General features: G+C 50.0%; 11 protein-coding genes. All 11 read right to left on the bottom strand.

Annotation, left to right across the window (positions count from 1 at the left end):
* Positions 1–40 precede the first annotated feature (40 nt).
* The 11 genes from GZZ87_RS13145 to GZZ87_RS13095 all read right to left on the bottom strand — a co-directional run bounded on the left by GZZ87_RS13145 (position 41) and on the right by GZZ87_RS13095 (position 16778).
* Positions 41–1930 (bottom strand): glycoside hydrolase family 97 protein, encoded by a 1890-nt coding sequence (locus tag GZZ87_RS13145; RefSeq protein WP_244648089.1) that lies wholly within the window; start codon positions 1928–1930, stop codon positions 41–43.
* A 67-nt stretch (positions 1931–1997) separates the two neighbouring features.
* Positions 1998–4196 (bottom strand): right-handed parallel beta-helix repeat-containing protein, encoded by a 2199-nt coding sequence (locus GZZ87_RS13140; RefSeq protein ID WP_162024905.1) that lies wholly within the window; start codon positions 4194–4196, stop codon positions 1998–2000.
* A gap of 43 nt (positions 4197–4239) precedes the next feature.
* On the bottom strand, positions 4240–5721 hold the full coding sequence (locus GZZ87_RS13135; RefSeq protein WP_162024906.1) for an arylsulfatase: 1482 nt from the start codon (positions 5719–5721) through the stop codon (positions 4240–4242).
* Between the two features lie 39 nt (positions 5722–5760).
* Positions 5761–7515, bottom strand: a complete 1755-nt coding sequence (locus tag GZZ87_RS13130; protein WP_162024907.1) for an alpha-L-fucosidase — start codon at positions 7513–7515, stop codon at positions 5761–5763.
* 48 nt (positions 7516–7563) lie between these two features.
* Complete coding sequence (locus tag GZZ87_RS13125; protein WP_162024908.1) at positions 7564–8964, bottom strand: histidine phosphatase family protein; 1401 nt, start codon at positions 8962–8964, stop codon at positions 7564–7566.
* Complete coding sequence (locus GZZ87_RS13120) at positions 8961–10454, bottom strand: arylsulfatase (RefSeq protein WP_244648090.1); 1494 nt, start codon at positions 10452–10454, stop codon at positions 8961–8963. Before GZZ87_RS13120 ends, GZZ87_RS13125 begins: the two co-directional genes overlap by 4 nt.
* A gap of 278 nt (positions 10455–10732) precedes the next feature.
* Positions 10733–12190 carry an alpha-L-fucosidase gene (locus tag GZZ87_RS13115; RefSeq protein ID WP_162024909.1) on the bottom strand — a complete coding sequence of 486 codons (1458 nt, stop codon included), beginning with the start codon at positions 12188–12190 and terminating at the stop codon, positions 10733–10735.
* Between the two features lie 52 nt (positions 12191–12242).
* Positions 12243–13211, bottom strand: a complete 969-nt coding sequence (locus GZZ87_RS13110; RefSeq protein WP_162024910.1) for an alpha/beta hydrolase — start codon at positions 13209–13211, stop codon at positions 12243–12245.
* Positions 13212–13258: 47 nt separating this feature from the next.
* Positions 13259–14755, bottom strand: coding sequence for an arylsulfatase (locus tag GZZ87_RS13105; RefSeq protein ID WP_162024911.1), 1497 nt, complete (start codon positions 14753–14755; stop codon positions 13259–13261).
* Between the two features lie 23 nt (positions 14756–14778).
* Positions 14779–15210: a sulfatase-like hydrolase/transferase gene (locus tag GZZ87_RS13100; protein WP_162024912.1), complete on the bottom strand. Its 432-nt coding sequence runs from the start codon at positions 15208–15210 to the stop codon at positions 14779–14781.
* A gap of 20 nt (positions 15211–15230) precedes the next feature.
* The gene (locus tag GZZ87_RS13095; RefSeq protein WP_244648091.1) at positions 15231–16778 is read right to left on the bottom strand and encodes an arylsulfatase; all 1548 of its coding nucleotides are present in this window, start codon (positions 16776–16778) and stop codon (positions 15231–15233) included.

Genomic DNA, 16778 nt, shown 5'->3' with positions numbered 1-16778 from the left:
ATTATTTAATTTGCTCATCATATATTTGCCTTACTTATTATTACTCAACAGGTTTCAGAATCATAGCGTGTCCACCACCGAGGGCCATATTAGCGGTGATCACATCTCCGCGATGCACCATCTGTTTTTTAATCTCATAAACTTCTGGGTTGTTCACGCCGTGCGTCTCAGGTGTGTCCTGATACAATGTCACTTCATAGCTTTTTCCCGCTTCAAGAAAATCCAGCGGCACATCCAACGTTCTTGGAATTTGATTGTTCACCGACCCCACGAACCAAGTATCTCCGCGACGGCGTGCTGTTGTGATGTATTCACCAATCTTTGAATTGATAATTAAGGTGTTATCCCATGTGACAGGCAGTGCTTTAAGAAATTCAAATAGATCTGGTTTCTTGGCGTATTCTTCAGGCGCATCTGGCAGTGTAATTAGACCTGTGTATATCACAACACACCGTGCCACCTCGCTCACGACGGTCGAAATATAGCTACCTTGAATCCTTGGACCTTTATCACGCTCGCCCGCATTAATACCTATTAGGCCGAAATTACCGTTCGACATGTCAAGCGGTCCAGACAGCGAAGCAACGAATGCCATCCTAAGAAATGTTTCCGGCGTAAACGCGGTCCTAGCATCCTGTTGCCCGTGACAATATTCACGGGTGATGAGGTTCGGAAGGGTTCTATCGACGCCTGCCATGGGCACAGGGTTATCGTGAAAATTGATCAACTGCTGGCTCTCCGCAGCCTTATCCATCGCGGAACGAGTAAACTGTGCATTGTTGCCCATAAACCCATATTTCACACCCGTTGCACCCAACTCGGCATAATGATTAAAGAGTTTCTCATCACCAAAGTCACCTCTGCGACGGTCATAATAGAGCATAATCATAACACCCTTTTCTTCCGCGTAGCTGATGATTTTCTGGATGTCGATATTGGGGTTTACCAGCATATTACCATCTTTGGCTTTATTGAACCAATGGTCATCCAGAGTGAAATAATCCAATCCGTGTTCGGCACAGAAATCGATAAAGCGAAGACAGCTCTGGGTGTTGATCCCATACTTAAAATCACCGTTATTATATCCGTGGACGCGCCAGTCCCAAAGGCCTTTACCCGGATGTATCCAAGCAGTCTCCTCGATCTTGGAGGGTGCAGCGAGATTCAGCACGACCGTATTTAAGATAAGATCACCAGCCGTTTCCCCAATCAATATGGCTCGCCACGCGGTCACTTGTCCTTCGCCACTTGATATGGCAGAACTGTAGGCCTTGAAGAACTGGCCCTCCGCGTCCATTTCGACTCTCATCAGCTCAAACGGAGCCGCCGAATAAAGATCCGACTCAAGAAATGCCGTATGCAATCCGTCAGTGCGCTCAGTCACAACCGGCACTTCACCAAATCGTAAATAACTCTCCTTGGACAGGTATTCAGGATCTTTCGCCTTTTTTCCTAGTTTGGCTCTTTTCTCCCGGCTGAAAGCAGTCCACTCGGCACGCTTATTAGTGAAATCCAATCCGCGCTCACCTCTGTAGTTCGCCGCAGCATCCAGTATTTTATACTCATTGGAGAATGTAAGCTCCCTGCCTTTGGACGCCTCCGGCAAGACAAAGCGAAATCCGATACCTGTATCAAAGACACGACAGAGCAATGTCAGCGGTAGGTCGTCGGCTATCAAAGACAGCGTCAACTCAACGTGGTGATCACGTATCGAGCTGAATTGCCCAACAACGGGTTCCCAACTCGTATCATTCTCACGAACCGAGTGATCCATCATCGCCATCTTTGCGCCCCCAAAAATTTGTATTTTTGAGGGTTCCACGATCGGTATTCCGTCCTTGGAGACTGCATACATCAATGTCCCATTCGTAATCTCGAATGATGCCGAAACATCGCCATTCGGTGAACTAACGACAGTTGGTGCTGCCACTAATGATGAGGCTGTGAACAGACAGCCGAAAATTAACCATATTCTGCACATTGTATTGATCATTTTATTACAGATTCAGGTCGGATTTCTTCCCCCTTTTCTTCCCGCTGTGCTTAAAATGCATCGGCACCCCATCCGTGAAACGCTGTAGGAATGGGTCGTCTAAAGTGCCCATTTTTTGAACAATTTCTAGAGTCAGTGGTTCGATACCGAGCTCAATGGCGGGTGAGCCCTTCTTGAAACTAAAATCACCGTGAATGTGATCCGTGAACATCGGATCGGCAGCGACACTGTTATTATCAATCAGCTTTCCCCGACTTGATTTTTTCTGAGCGGCAAGTGCCGCCGGAGCCTTACCCCCTTCGTGATAATAGAGATTATAATCGAGCCCTTCTTTCACCTTATTCAGTCCAGAGTGAAAGCCGCCAGAAACCTTGGTGCTCGTGTGGTAAAAGACATTGCGCGACAGGTTTGAATCCGGGTGAACCGTATTACCCGCCCTGCCCGTTGAAAGGAAGCAATTGATAAAGACATTCCCTGAGCACTCATTCAGACCCTTGATCGCTATCCCAGTGGAAAAAGTCGTCCCGAAGAGTAAGTTGCTATTCACAATGTTTCCGTGGCTATCGTCATCGGTCCGTATCATCGCACCTTTTGGATGATCGTAGGTGACGTTGTAACGGACAATATTGCCGTCTCCATCTCCAGACAAATAGATGCAGTTGCCGTCATGGAGTAACTTTAAGCAGTCGTGAATCTCGTTAAACTCAATGACGTTTCCGCGCGCATGCATGTAAGGCTCATAGTTATCCCAATTTTGGATATCTTTATTCAAGGTGATTTCATCCCAGCGAATCGTGCTGGAGTGCTCGCGGGTTTCTTTGGCAAACGTCCATTTCGCGAAAGGATTCTTCAGCCCCATTTCCTCAAATATGGGATTAAAGAATCGGCGTCGCACACCGGAGATCACCATGCCTGTATACGCGAGATCGTGGATGTGATTATGCGCGATTCGATTGTGTCCACTTTGCCAGACGAAGATACCAGGCGAATGCAGGAAGAGCTGACCGACTGCGGTGATCTCATTGTTAAAGATTGTATTGCCCTTGTTGACGTCTTTCTTCCCCGGACCGTAACCTGCGAGCAACACGCCTGTGCCCCCTAGGTTGGTAAAGATTGAATTCTCGACTGTGATGTTCTGCGCGAATAAATCCATGCGCACACCATCGCTGCCGCTATCGATAAAGACACAGTCTGTCACGACGCAGTTTTTCGCACCGCGAAAGCGTATGAGCCCGTTGGCTTTGTCCCACATGTTCCAGTCGTGCTGGATACCTTTATCCCCTGGTAGCCATTTTTGGCGATCCGCATGCGACAACTGGAGACCTTGAAAAACGATTCCTTCGACAGACTTCTCATTCGTCCCAGCCAACGATGGGTCTGACACGCCTTCGACACGAATCAACTCATCCAGCTTCGTTGCGATGATTTCATCGCCCGGCTTTCCCGACTTGGGCCAGTAGTAGAGCTTACCCTCTTTCGAATTGAGCACCCACTCTCCAGGCGCATCCAGATAATCGATACAGTTCTCGATAACGAAACTTCCCATCATACGATACGTCGCTGGAATCGCCAGACGCCCCTCAAGTTTCTTGGGGTCGAGTGCTGCAATCGGCAAATAATTCACCATCCATTTGGGACTTGGGCTCCCAAAGAGCTCGATGTCTTCCATGTTATCCCACTCCTTTAAATCACCCTTTGCATAGCCAAAGTTGATGCGATACTCGGGCACGCAGGCGTAATCGACTTTACCCTTACAGCTGATCTTGATCGCTTGAGACTGAGCCCGTTGCAGCAGCTCACTGCCATCGAAGAGAGCGTGGAAAAACGCATTGCCCTTTGCCCATGGCACTTCAGCCACCCAGACCTTTCCGCCCGCTAAATCACTTTTCTGCCACGAATCAATGACATGCCCCCCGCTAATCACTGGGCGCGCACCCTCGGCTGCACGGTAACGAGTGACCGCACCCGCCGGCGACGAGTCTTCTAGTCCTAAAATAAGGGGCTCGTCCAAGTAATAGGTTCCATCCGCGATAACCACATCAATATCTCCCTGCTCGCCGCTCGCGCGAAGTTCACGAACAGCATCACGCGCCTCAATAAGCGAGTCGATAGGTCCACCGAGGCTTACTTCAATTTCTGTGGCCGATACAGCCATCGTCAAAAGTGCCAAAAATACAGCGATTATGGGTAGTTTTATATTCATTTAATGGAGTAGATAGACTGTATGTAGGGTTAGTGGGGTGTCTCTAATTTGGGTGCTTTATCTTATCGAGCAGAGCCAGCATCGATTGCACTTTCTCAGGATTCTCCTTGGCCATATTGACACGCTGGGCGGGGTCGGTGCGGAGGTTGTAGAGCTCTACCGGCAAGGCGTCATCGCGTTTATAGCCTCGCTTTGCCTCGAATTCTCTAGAGCGGCCTTTGTTATGATTCCCAGTTTTCGCCGCGATCAAGACCCAGTCCCCTTGCCGCACAGCGTAGTCATTATTAAACGTATTATGCACCATATCGGAACGCAATACGGTCGTCTCGCCCTTCCAGAGCGGGAGTAAGTTTTGCGAGTCCGCAGCCTCGCCCTCCGGAATCTCACTGCCGTTGACTGCGGCAAGTGTCGCCATGAGATCGATTTGCGAGATGAGCGCGTCGGAAACAGCTCCCGACTCGATCACTCCAGGCCACTTCACGATGAACGGCACACGATGCCCACCCTCGTAGGTATCTCGCTTGGCTCCGCGAAAAGGTGCAGACGACCAGTGGTCGTATTTCATGGCGCGCGGATACGCGTAATGCTCAGCTCCGTTGTCCGCCGAAAAGATCACAATGGTATTTTCCGCCAAGCCGTTATCCTCCAAAGCCTGTAGTAATTGGCCGCAAGTCCAGTCCGTCTGCACCACAAAATCGCCGTAAGGGCCGGCTTCTGAAGTGCCTTCAAATTCTTCGGTCGGAACAATCGGAGCATGAGGCGATGGAAAGGCAAAATACATGAAGAATGGCTCCTTCGCCTCTTTGCGCCCATTAATGTAAGTGACCGCACGGCGCGTCATTTCAGGTAAGACTTCGTAGGGGTCCCAGCCCGTCACCATGGGGCCAGGGCGTGCCTCCCATTTACCTTCTTTCAAAGGTTTCCACAGAGAATCTTTCTTCATCCTATCTGGAATCTGCAGCATACGATCATCCTCTATCCAGGCATAAGGCGGAAAGTTGATCACGGTATCACCAAAGTAATGATCGAAGCCATGGGCGAGCGGACCATCCGCGATGGGCTTCTCCCAATCAAACGCCTCGAAATGGGTGCCCTTTGTGCCGGGCTTGCGAATCGAGTCCCAATCCCAACCCAGATGCCACTTGCCAATCGCCGCGGTATGATAGCCCGCTTCTTGCAACATTTCCGGCAAGGTCAACTGCTCGGCCTTGAAGACGCTTTTTCCAAAAGACTGCACAATCCCGTGAAAATCCCGCCAGTGATAACGCCCCGTAAGGAGCGCGTAGCGACTCGGGGTGCAAATACCGGACGACGAGTGGCCGTTAGTAAAGCGCATGCCCTCTTCGGCTAGCTTATCCAAATAGGGTGTCGGAATTTTAGAGTCGGGATTTTGAATCGCCAAATCCCCAAAGCCCATATCATCCGCATAGAGAATCAGGATGTTCAGCTTTGCTTCCGCAAAAACACTGTGTGCGCACAAGGAGGCGAGGAAGCATCCCTGTATAAATGTAGTTTTGAAGTTCATCGTTTATATTTGTTTGAGAGCGTTACAGCAATGTTCTGCTTAGTCTGACACAGGCACGAAATAGACCGTCTGGAGATTAAATGGAGTCTTCTGGTTGATACGCTGAAACTGAATGGAGCCCTTCGTGTCACCCACCTCGTTCAGGTCCATCTCACCAAGGTAGGCGACTCTGAAGTCTTCGACAGATTTGGTCGGCTCAAACTTGGATTTGAGTGTCTTGTCTCCGACTTTCAAACTCACGATGGCTTTGCCTTTGATCTCCATGGAATAGAGGATGACTGCGGTATATTTACCAGGTGCCGGCACGTTGAAATCCCAGGTGGCAACATCCGATGGCTTTGTCCATCCGGTGATGACTGTGTTGTCTTTCAGGGTAAGCTCACTGCCAGAGAGCTTGGCTGTGCCAGCCTGAAGAATCAGTTCGTTACCCGACAGTTCGAGTTGGTTGGTGACTTCCTTTGCTTTCAGGCCCCCGCTATATTTCAAGCGAAAGACTGTGGCGTAGGGCTGAGCCGTCGCGGATGAAATATCCAGTTCCAAATCCTCCGCGCCGATTTTGACCGGTAGTGGCTTTCCATCGTAAGTGCTCGCCTCCACGTTCGCAGCGGTGAGGCCTCGAATCTGAATGATGCCGTCCTCAGGCCAGTCGAAAACGTAGGCAAAGATCTCTCCGCTTTCCGCGTCTGAAGCTTTGGATTGAGCCAGCTTACCCCACTTTTGGGCCACAGCCTCCAGATACTCTGTTCCGTAAACGGCTTCAGCATGCGCTTGGTTCCACTCCCCCATTTCCAACAGTAGCTTGGTAGAGGTTTCGGGCCACGAACCATCGCCGTAAGGTCCGACGTTGAGGAGCAGGTTGCCCCCCTTCGAATTAATATCGATCTGTTTCTGAATAAGCTCCTCGGTGCTCTTCCAGCTCGTGTCGCTTTTCTTGTAACCCCATGAGCGATTCACCGTCCAGCAAGCCTCCCAGATTTGATCAAGTGCCCCACTAGGCGTTGAGTTTTCGGGTGTGCCGAAATCCTTGGCTGAGTGCCCGCGCTTGGAGAAGCGATTATTAATAATCATCTTCGGGCTCAGCTCGCGAAGGTAATTATAGAGATCGGTGCCGTCCTCTTCCGTCCACCAGCGCACCCAGTCTGCGTCAAACCACATGATCGCGGGATCGTAGCGATCAATCAGCTCTTTGAGCTGTCCTTTCATATAGGCGACATAAGCAGGCTTATCACTCATCGGGCTTTGGAAACCTGCTTGCTCGATACGCTGGGTCGGATGATGCCAATCGAGGATTGAGTAATAGGTGCCGAATTTAAGTCCGTATTTTTCGCAGGCCGTTTTCAGCTCTCCGAGAATATCCCGATCAAAATCATTGGTATCGCCAAGGTCGTAATCAGTCAGTTCGCTGTCCCACAAGCAGAACCCCTCGTGGTGCTTTGTAGTGATCACCATATACGTCATGCCCGCTTCTTTAGCGGTTTTCACCCATAGATCCGCATCGAGTTTATCAGGCCTAAAATTCGCGGCCAGAGGGATATATTCATCCGTCTTGATCGCTCCCCATCGCTGAATCCACTCCGCATATTTTTGTATCGGCTTGCCTTTCCATTCACCACCTAGGCTTGAATACACTCCGTAGTGGATGAAGAGTCCAAATTGCGCATCGGTGAACCACTGCATGCGTTCTTCGAACTGTTCCTCCGTCTCCGGAATCATCTCGCTTGCCGATGCCTGATTCAGCATCGTGGCGAAGCAAGCTATGTGAGCAAGTCGGGCTAGTTTTTTCGTTATTTTCATCCTTGGTAATTTTAAAATGGTGTTTTTCTCCGACCGTGAAACTTCTGATCAGTTCGAGGGGGCGCTATTAACAGTAAAAGACCCAGTCAGATCACGAACCCGGAATTTATTCGTCGGACAGGAAAGCGTGAGAGTGGCGGTCGGTGTGAAATTGAAAACGGCATCGTCGTCAGTGACCATGCATTGTAGACCACTGCCCACACCGAACACATAGGAATCATCCGATCCGTAGATCCCGTCAAAGCCGTCAAATTGAACCGACGTGCCGTCAGCCGCATCAAGCACCACGTTTTCCACGGAAAACCGGATCGAGTCACCTTCGTCGACATACCGTTCATTGGAGACACCGAAGTAGTCGTCACTCATATGAACTCGCGAACTCGCGCCCAATTTCACCGACGAATCGTTCCCATCTTCGGTAATGCTGCCGCCCTTGAAACCTTCAACGCGGATGTCCCACGAAAGTGAATCATCGGATCCCCCCACCCCATCGAAATCCTGGTTGGCGATGGAGAGCGAATATACGATGTCGTCCTCGTCCATAGCCACTGTGATCGTCACATCGGAATCTCTCTTCTTCCTACCGTTGATTTTACCGTCCGAGAGATCGGCGCGTAGATCATCGAACCGCACCGTGGTGGTGCCATCCTCGCCGCGGGCTCCCGCGAGCGCAACCGAGTTGTATATCAGCATCTTGAAGCTGCCGTCGGATTGCTGCTCGGCCATCCAGATTCCAGCATTCTCGATCGAGTCTTGATCGAACTCATTGGTCAACAGGCGAGCCAGATTTTTACCACTGGCTCCATGCCCGGCGAGAAGGATCGCCTGATCGGTTCCACCAAATCGATCTAAAATCATATCGACCGCGGCTTTAAAGACAATGTATCCAGCAGCAGACTCCCCCAACGAATCATCCTCGTAAGCACGGGGAATCTTGAAGCCATATTCTCCGCCCGGACGTATCGTAAACCACTCGGCCTCTTCCTCAGTTAAGGTGAGCTCTCGACCTTGACCGAGCACGGGCTCGGTGATTTCCGGCAAATCATGTGTAAAAAAGAACTTCGCCCTGACAGAGAGTTCCTCCAGTTCCGGCCAGATTTCAACGGGACCGGCGTTGACATCCTTTATATAGGGCCAAATCGTATTGTAGGAACGCCAAGCCGGACTCGACGCGATAAAATCGAAAGAGTCCTGAAGCGCCTGCAATTCGGCTGAGACGGTTGCCTGCTGTAACCTGCCCTCTGGCGTGAATTGATTGGGATCTCCGACATAGCCAGGCCACTCCGCTTCTGGGATCCCCGAAGCGACCCAATCGCGTTTCACATTATGCCCACCCTCGGCATGGCGGATGTAATAGATTTTCAGCCCAGCCTCACAAAAGCTCGCTCCAAGCAGCAAGCTTATCAATGTAATCCAGGATGCGCGACGATGGTGAAGTGACTTGTTCATTTTATTTTTTCGTTTTTCCATAACTGCACTTTAGCTACATCATTTTTAAGGTTCGGACCTGCAGTGCTACGACCACGGTCGACATCGGCTTTCAACTCAGACAACAAACGCTCGACTACTTCAGGATGCGTTGCATACAAGTTGCTTTTTTCGCTGGGGTCTTCCTCCAAATTATATAATTGGTCAGTTGAATTCTTTTTCGAATCCACCTTGGTCAACAAAAGTTTCCACTTGCCAGACCTATAAGCGAATTCCCCTTGATACGAGTGGTGCACGATGCCCTTACGAGTGGATTGAATCGGTTTATTTGAGAATACCGGAAAGAAACTCACGCTGTCTTCACCTGCCGTATCGGGTAGTTCCACATTCAATAGATCGGCACAGGTCGCCAGCAAATCGGTCAGGCAAATCGCTTCATCACTTTGACTCTTCGGCGGTATACCCGCAGGCCAGCGCACAATAAACGGCACGCGGTGACCGCCCTCATAAATGCTCTTCTTCATACCGCGATACTGCGCGCTGGATAAATGCCCCTGCGCTTTGAGGTCACCTTGCTTGGAGGCTCCCGAGACGCCATTGTCCGCGGTAAAAATAATGATGGTGTTCTCACCGAAACCGGCTGCGTCGACCGCATCGATAATTTTTCCGACCTCGGCGTCCGTCTGCATCACAAAATCTGCAAAGACACTATTCAATCCACTTTTGCCGCGCCACGCTTCGGTCGGTAGAATCGGGGTATGCGGCGAAGTCAAAGGGACATAAATAAAGAAGGGTTCATCTTCGGACTGTTTGGAAATGAATTCCACCGTCTTGTCGCAAATGTCACCCAGCGCGGCTTCTTTACTAAAACCGGGAGCGCTCAGAACCCTGCCCGTCATTTCAGAAAGCGCTTCGCCTTTAATAAAATGTCTATTTTCGATATACGCATAGGGCGCCATATCTAATGAGGCGGAGAGCCCCCAGTAGTAATCAAAGCCGACATCGACGGGACCATTTTCGATAGTCCCGGTCCAATCAACATTCACTTCTTTAGGCACACGTCCGACAGTGGGCTTACCGTTTTTGGAAGGTAGATCCATGCCGATATGCCATTTACCGATACAGGCAGTGTTATATCCTTGCTCACGCAAAAAGCCCGCGACGGTTAATCGGTCTTCATCGATTAAGGCCGGATCAAAGCCCCAAGTCACTCCAACTTGCAAGGTGGACCTCCAATTATAGCGGCCCGTGAGAATACTATAACGACTGGGAGTGCAGACCGACGAACCGGTATGTGCATCCGAAAAGATCATCCCATCCGCAGCCATCTGATCGATATGTGGCGTGGGGATTTTACCGTTTTCAGAATTCAATGCCTGGATGTCCCCGTAACCTAGATCATCGGCGAGGATGAATATAATGTTTGGCTTAGCAGCAGCCGTAACAACCGCAGTGAAGACCAACGAGCAAAGCATTGAAGCTGCTATTGAAAGGAGTGAAATTCTAATCATTTTGAAATTAAAATATGTTTTTGAATGCTGGCAGCAAAGATATCGGTCATCATCTGTTTGCCTACCTGATTATAATGAACCCCATCTCTGCAGTTCGCTTGCTGACCAGCCATAGCGGATTGGATGTCGATAAGCGTTATCTCAGGGTCTTCGTATTACTATCACCAACACATGCGATGCGGGTCACCGGATTCGTTTCGCCATACACGGACACTGATAGTATCAGTGAGGCAATTACTAGTAAAAATCTTTTGGCCATATCAAATAGTATTAACTTATTAAAATTCTAAACAAACAACGGTTCCGATCGGATCGGGCGCACTCGATGGAAGACGAAGCAAAAATGTTTCTTCTTTTTGAGTAAATTCCAGTGGTGACTGATCTGTATCTGCCAAAAAATATGCCTTGCTAACGGTGCCAGTGATGCCTTCTACCTCAAAAGATTCCCCCGGCCACTTAAAGATATGTAGATAAATTTTAGCCGCTTGACCTGCGCTTGCAGGGCGCGATGTCGCGAGCCAATCGAACTCAATCACTTTATGCTTCGATAGCTTGGACGCTGGGTCTTCCTTCTTCATGCTGCCATCCAGATTGACTCCTGGCCCGACCTTGGTCGCTCCAGTTTCGCGCAACTTACTACCTTGCGTGCCGTAAATCGACTCACCATTGATTCGCAACCAATCACCCACTTGCTTGACAACTTCCACACCGTCCTCTGGGATCACTCCCTCCGCGGTAGGACCAAAGTTGAGCAAGAAGTTGCCTCCCTTGCTGGCACACTGTGCTAGCATTTGCACCACGTCTTTCGGAGATTTCCATCGATTATCAGATTCACGATAGCCCCATGCGCCATTCAGCGTCATGCAGGTTTCCCATGGCCATTCTGCAAAGGTTTTAGCTGGAATCTTCCGATCATGATAGGAAAGGAAATCCACGCCAATCTCTGCCAATTCATCTAATTGCTCTGGCGTGAGTTCTTCAATCTGATGCCCGTGATACAACAAACGACTGTTGAGTAAGACATCCGGTTTAGCGGCACGAATTTCTTCAACCATCTTGCGGGCGATCTCGGGATTCACTTTAATCGGCGTATCGAACCAGAGATGCGATATGTTACCAATCTCAATGACTTCCTTCATCTGCGGAATGGAAATCGTATCCACATATTCTCTAAATTGTTTGTGATCATTGACCTGTGCCGGATCCCAGTAGCCAGAGCGCGACATTGATCCGCCGGTGTGTGTCCAATCCTGCGCTTGCGAATAATAGACGCCAAACTTGATCCCCTCCTTCGCACATGCCTCTGACAACTCCTTAATCACGTCTCGCTTGAACGGCGTTGCATCGACGATATTCCAATCACTGACCTCTGAGTCAAAGAGCGCGAAACCATCGTGGTGCTTGCTAGTAATCGTCATATACCTCATACCAGCGGCTTTGGCGATCGCGACCCACTCGTCAGCGTCAAATTTCACAGGGTTAAATTCAGCAGCCAACTTCTTGTATTCGGCGATGGGAATACGCTCTCGGTTCATCACCCATTCCCCGCGTCCGAGCTCGGAGTAGAGTCCCCAATGAATAAACATTCCGAACTTGGCCTCGTTAAACCATTCGGCATCGACGAAGGGCACCTGCCATTCTGAACGTTCTTGAAACTGAGGCTCGGCGTTCAAGCTAGGAATACAGCTTAAAGCACTCAAGAGCACTATATTGCGGATTTTAAAAACTGGGTTCATAATGACTCTAGCTCCAATTAAATAGGGTTGTTCATATTAATAATTTCTGAAGTTAAGGATTCGTATCAGGAAGTTTCGCGATTGTTTCGTCAGTCCACTCCAAGACAGTATCATCGCCAGTCAGATAGCCATTCTTGACCAAGAATGCATCGGCCTTAACCAGCACGTCTTCAAACATTGCTCTACCGCCCTTGCTGATGTGGAAGAAACCGTGCCCCTGATCCTCGAAAATGTGAGTCTCGCACGGATTACCAGCATCCTCCATTTTTTTCTGAAACGTGTTAATCGTCTCAACGGTAGCATGCTTGTCCTTATCGCCAAAAAAGACAATTGTTGGCGGTAGACCAGCAACAATATTATGCATCGGGGAAATCGCTTCCCAGTAGTCTTTCACACGTGAATGGCCATATCCACCCGGCCCATTATCGTATACTGGGTTAAACAGCATCAATGCATTTGGCAGACACGAAACAGTGCTTTCTGGTGTCGCGTCAATTTTCGGACACATCGCAGTGGCCGCAGCGACATGCCCGCCGGCGGATCCTCCGCCAACGACAATTTTATTAGGGTCGATCCCTAACTCCTTAGCATGAGCGCGAATATAGCGGATGGCGTCTTTACCGTCTTCGACACAGTCCTGAGGAATAGCTTTATGGCTTTTCCGAGTCCGGTATTGGGCGGAAATCGCCACTAAGCCTCTAGATGCAAAGTATTTACTGTAGCCATAAAATTGCTCAGTATCACCACCCATCCAGCCACCGCCGAAGAAGAAAACGACACAAGCTCGCTGATCCGTTGGTTGATGCCCTTCCGGGAGGAAACAATCGAGCTTCAAGGGCTTGCCCTTGGTCGGCTCTGAGTAAATCACGGTTTCATCCGGCTCGTAGCCTAGAGTCCACGAGTAATACTCTACCCCTCCGGAGGGTTGATTCTTGGAGTATGCCTTGCTTGGAGCCCACGCACAAACAAGGGCGATAATCAGAGTAATCCAAGCCGCTTTAACTACTTTGTTAATGTCCATAATTTTCATATTTAGATGCTGAGTGCGTATTACGAAAGTCTGACTCATTACTTATTCTTCCAAAGCTTGATGACGGCATCCTCCACGTCGTTACTGGAGGGATCACCTGGCGTGCTTCGGCCGCTGTAAACAATGGTCTCGATTTGAGCCAGAAGTCGCTCCACGATTTCTGGATGCGTTTCATATAGGTTTGTCGTCTCACTCGGATCCGCCTCCATATCGTAGAGTTGCCCTTCGGGTCCGTCCTTGGGCGCACTTTTCTCATCAGGACCAGACCAACCACCGGACCCTCTAGCCAGCAACAACTTCCATTTGCCGGAGCGATAAGCGAAGTGACCACTGATCGAGTGGTGCACGATGCCAGTGCGCGCGGTTTCAATCGGCTGCCCCGTGAATGCCGGCAAGAAGCTCACACTGTCTTCCGCCGCACCGGCAGGTATGTCAGCTCCCACAATATCGGCGCAGGTAGCTAGAAAATCAGTTAAGCCTATCAGCACATCGCTTTGACTACCCGCGTCGATCACCTCAGGCCAGCGGACGATGAAAGGCACACGATGCCCCCCTTCCCAAAGATCTGCCTTCGAACCACGCAAATGAGCACTGGGAAAGTGGCCTTGCGCTTCGAGCTTATTGAAGTTTGCAGCCCGAGAGCAGCCATTATCACTACTCACAATGATCAATGTATTTTCTTTCAAACCGGCAGTGTCGACAGCGTCTACGATTTGGCCAATAATCGCATCAGTCTGCATTTGAAAGTCTCCGTATTTACCGATTCCACTCTTACCCACCCATTCCTTACTGGGGACGATCGGAGTGTGCGGCGAAGTGAGTGGCACATAGACGAAGAACGGCTGCTCCCCATCCTGCTCGCCGATGTATTCTACCGTCTTTCGGCCAATATCCGGCAAGACATCTACCCGACTAAACCCCTTCGCCGTCCGGCTTTTACCATCTTGTTTGATCTCGCCCATGAATCGATCATTCTCGATGTAAATGTAAGGTTCCATGTCCAACGAAGCGGAAATGCCCCAGAAGTAATCAAAGCCCCGGTCCGCCGGTCCGTCTTTAATCACACCGTCCCACAGGATGTTCAGCGACTTAGGTTTTCTGCCAACCGGAAGCACGCCATCGGGCGTGGGCATCGTCATACCTAGGTGCCATTTCCCAATCATAGCTGTCTTATAGCCATTCTCTTGCAACAACTCCCCGACAGTCAATCGATCGTCTGTAATCAAGGGTGGACTGAAGCCCCAGACCACTCCTTCTTGAAGGTGGGTGCGCCAGCTGTAACGCCCTGTTAATAAGCCGTATCGACTCGGCGTGCAGACCGCTGAACTGGTATGTGCATCCGTAAAAACCATGCCCTCCCGTGCAAGCTGATCCATATGCGGCGTCAGAATTTTACCCCGTTCTGGGTTTAATATTTGCACATCGCCATAGCCCATATCATCGGCGAATATAAAAATGATATTGGGCTTTTCAGCCGCTGAGAGCGATGCATTCAGAGCGACCAAAGCCAGTGATAATAACTGTTTAAATTTCATGATATATTTGACCACAGCATGGATTAATCTGTTGCTAAGGTGTAAAGTTCTTGGGTTTTGCTCCTGAATTGAGTCAGCACGTCTGCGTATTCCGGATTTGAAACAAGGTTAGTCTGCTCGTGTGGATCCGCTTTCAAATCATAGAGCTCTTCGATAAAAAAGTTCTCCATTAAAACGGCATCGCGCCACTGATTCATGTCCTGAGTGCCTTTGACCAAGTGACTCAAGTCCACACCTTCTGCGGCGAGCTTGTCGATATTTGGCGTCAGAACATCTGTCCGTCCATAGCAGCCGAGCGTATCCCATCGCTGATCATCCATCATCAGAAAGACGAGATTGGGGCGATCATCCAAAGTCTTAGACGCAGCCTCGGCGGATTGCTCCGCATGAAGGGAAATCTGCCCCAAGAGTGGCAGTGCCAACAGAAAACGTATAATAGAAGTATATGTTTTCATCGGGAATTATATGATTGGAATCATTTGGATGTCGAGAGTCCCTGGTAATCCTCTGCCGTCATCCAGGTGAGCTGCTTCCAATAGCCTGTGTCATTCGGCTGAATCGTTCCAGCGGTTGTCCTGCCACCTGCCACGATCTTAGTAATTTTCTTTTCCAGTTGCGTCACTTTCTCTGGATGCTGAGCAGCCACGTTTTGGGTTTCTGCGGGGTCCGTCGCTAGATCATATAATTCGGGCTGCTTGTTTTTATTGCCCTGTAAAATAAGCTTCCAGCTGCCCTCGGTAATCGCGTAACGCCCGCTGTCTTCACCACGGTTGATCAGCGGCAGCCGAACAAAGTCCGCCTTCGCATCCGTCAACACGGCCGCAAAGCTTTGGCTGTCTTCACCCGCATTATCGGGCAATGTGCCTCCTGTTAGTTCAGCAAAGGTTGCGAGCAAGTCCGTCTGACCGACAATTTGATCCCAGGTGCGCCCGGGTTGCTCAATACCTGCTGGCCATCGAACTAAGAAAGGCACGCGATGCCCGCCTTCATACGGTGAACGTTTGCCACCTTGAAAACCACCGCGACTGTCATGCCCTGTCTCTTTAAGACGTCCGGGCCATGAGCGCTCGGGGCCATTATCGCTGGTATAAACGATCAAGGTATTTTCATCCAGCCCTTCAGCTTTGAGAAACTCAAGAATCCGACCCACATGATAATCTGTCTCAATGACGAACTCCCCATAAGCACCCGCTTCGCCCTGCCCTTGAAATTCTGGCAGAGGGCACACGGGGTAATGTGGTGACGTGTAAGGCAGATACAAAAAGAACGGCTCTCCAGACTTCGCACTCGCAGCTTTACCCGCCATCCATTCGATGGCTTTATCCGTGAAACGTGTCAGGCACTGGTTATCAATAAAGTCTGGCGCGACCTCCATTCCGCCTTTTTCATCATACGGTGGAATGATACGGTAATCCACATAAAGTGGATTCTTTTTCTTCTTCGTCGTTAGAGTCGGAGGCACCGCCGCATAACGTCCCTCAAACCATGCGAGCACGCCGAAGTTCATCGAAGCCGGGATTCCATAAAAATAGTCAAAGCCCTTATCCAAGGGCATATCCAACACGGGTTGTGTCCAATCGCGCTTCCCTCTTTTGCCCGGAAAATCCATCCCCAAGTGCCACTTGCCGACCATGGCAGTATGGTAGCCGTTCTCCTTCAACAAGGAGGCCAGCGTCATACGACCATCCACGATCATGCACTTGGCTTCCGCACCCAAAACACCTGACTTGCGCTTGGTCCGCCATGGGTAGCGACCAGTGAGCAATCCATAACGCGAAGGCGTGCAGACCGTATCCGCACTATGCCCGTTGGTAAAAGCAATGCCTTCGTGCACCAAACGATCTAGGTTCGGCGTCTGAAATTTCGCTTCCGGATTGAGCGCGCTGACATCGCCATAGCCTTGATCATCGGTGTAGATGACAATGATGTTCGGCTTCGTAAGCTCCGACTTCGACGAAGCCGCATTTAGAAATCCCGAGGCTAAAATGCCAAGTGTCGCACATACGATTGTATGTATTTTCAT

Origin of the sequence: Lentimonas sp. CC4 (assembly GCF_902728235.1) — a bacterium.
Classification (GTDB): domain Bacteria; phylum Verrucomicrobiota; class Verrucomicrobiia; order Opitutales; family Coraliomargaritaceae; genus Lentimonas.
Note: the sequence above shows the minus strand (reverse complement) of the source record. Positions and strands in the feature narration are given on the sequence as shown.

Excerpts from the sequence above, each read along its gene's own strand:
- GZZ87_RS13135 (WP_162024906.1), bottom strand. The coding sequence starts at position 5,721 with ATGAACTTCAAAACTACATTTATACAGGGATGCTTCCTCGCCTCCTTG.
- GZZ87_RS13115 (WP_162024909.1), bottom strand. The coding sequence starts at position 12,190 with ATGAACCCAGTTTTTAAAATCCGCAATATAGTGCTCTTGAGTGCTTTA.
- GZZ87_RS13095 (WP_244648091.1), bottom strand. The coding sequence starts at position 16,778 with ATGAAAATACATACAATCGTATGTGCGACACTTGGCATTTTAGCCTCG.
- GZZ87_RS13140 (WP_162024905.1), bottom strand. The coding sequence starts at position 4,196 with ATGAATATAAAACTACCCATAATCGCTGTATTTTTGGCACTTTTGACG.
- GZZ87_RS13110 (WP_162024910.1), bottom strand. The coding sequence starts at position 13,211 with ATGGACATTAACAAAGTAGTTAAAGCGGCTTGGATTACTCTGATTATC.
- GZZ87_RS13125 (WP_162024908.1), bottom strand. The coding sequence starts at position 8,964 with ATGAACAAGTCACTTCACCATCGTCGCGCATCCTGGATTACATTGATA.
- GZZ87_RS13100 (WP_162024912.1), bottom strand. The coding sequence starts at position 15,210 with ATGAAAACATATACTTCTATTATACGTTTTCTGTTGGCACTGCCACTC.
- GZZ87_RS13130 (WP_162024907.1), bottom strand. The coding sequence starts at position 7,515 with ATGAAAATAACGAAAAAACTAGCCCGACTTGCTCACATAGCTTGCTTC.
- GZZ87_RS13105 (WP_162024911.1), bottom strand. The coding sequence starts at position 14,755 with ATGAAATTTAAACAGTTATTATCACTGGCTTTGGTCGCTCTGAATGCA.
- GZZ87_RS13120 (WP_244648090.1), bottom strand. The coding sequence starts at position 10,454 with ATGATTAGAATTTCACTCCTTTCAATAGCAGCTTCAATGCTTTGCTCG.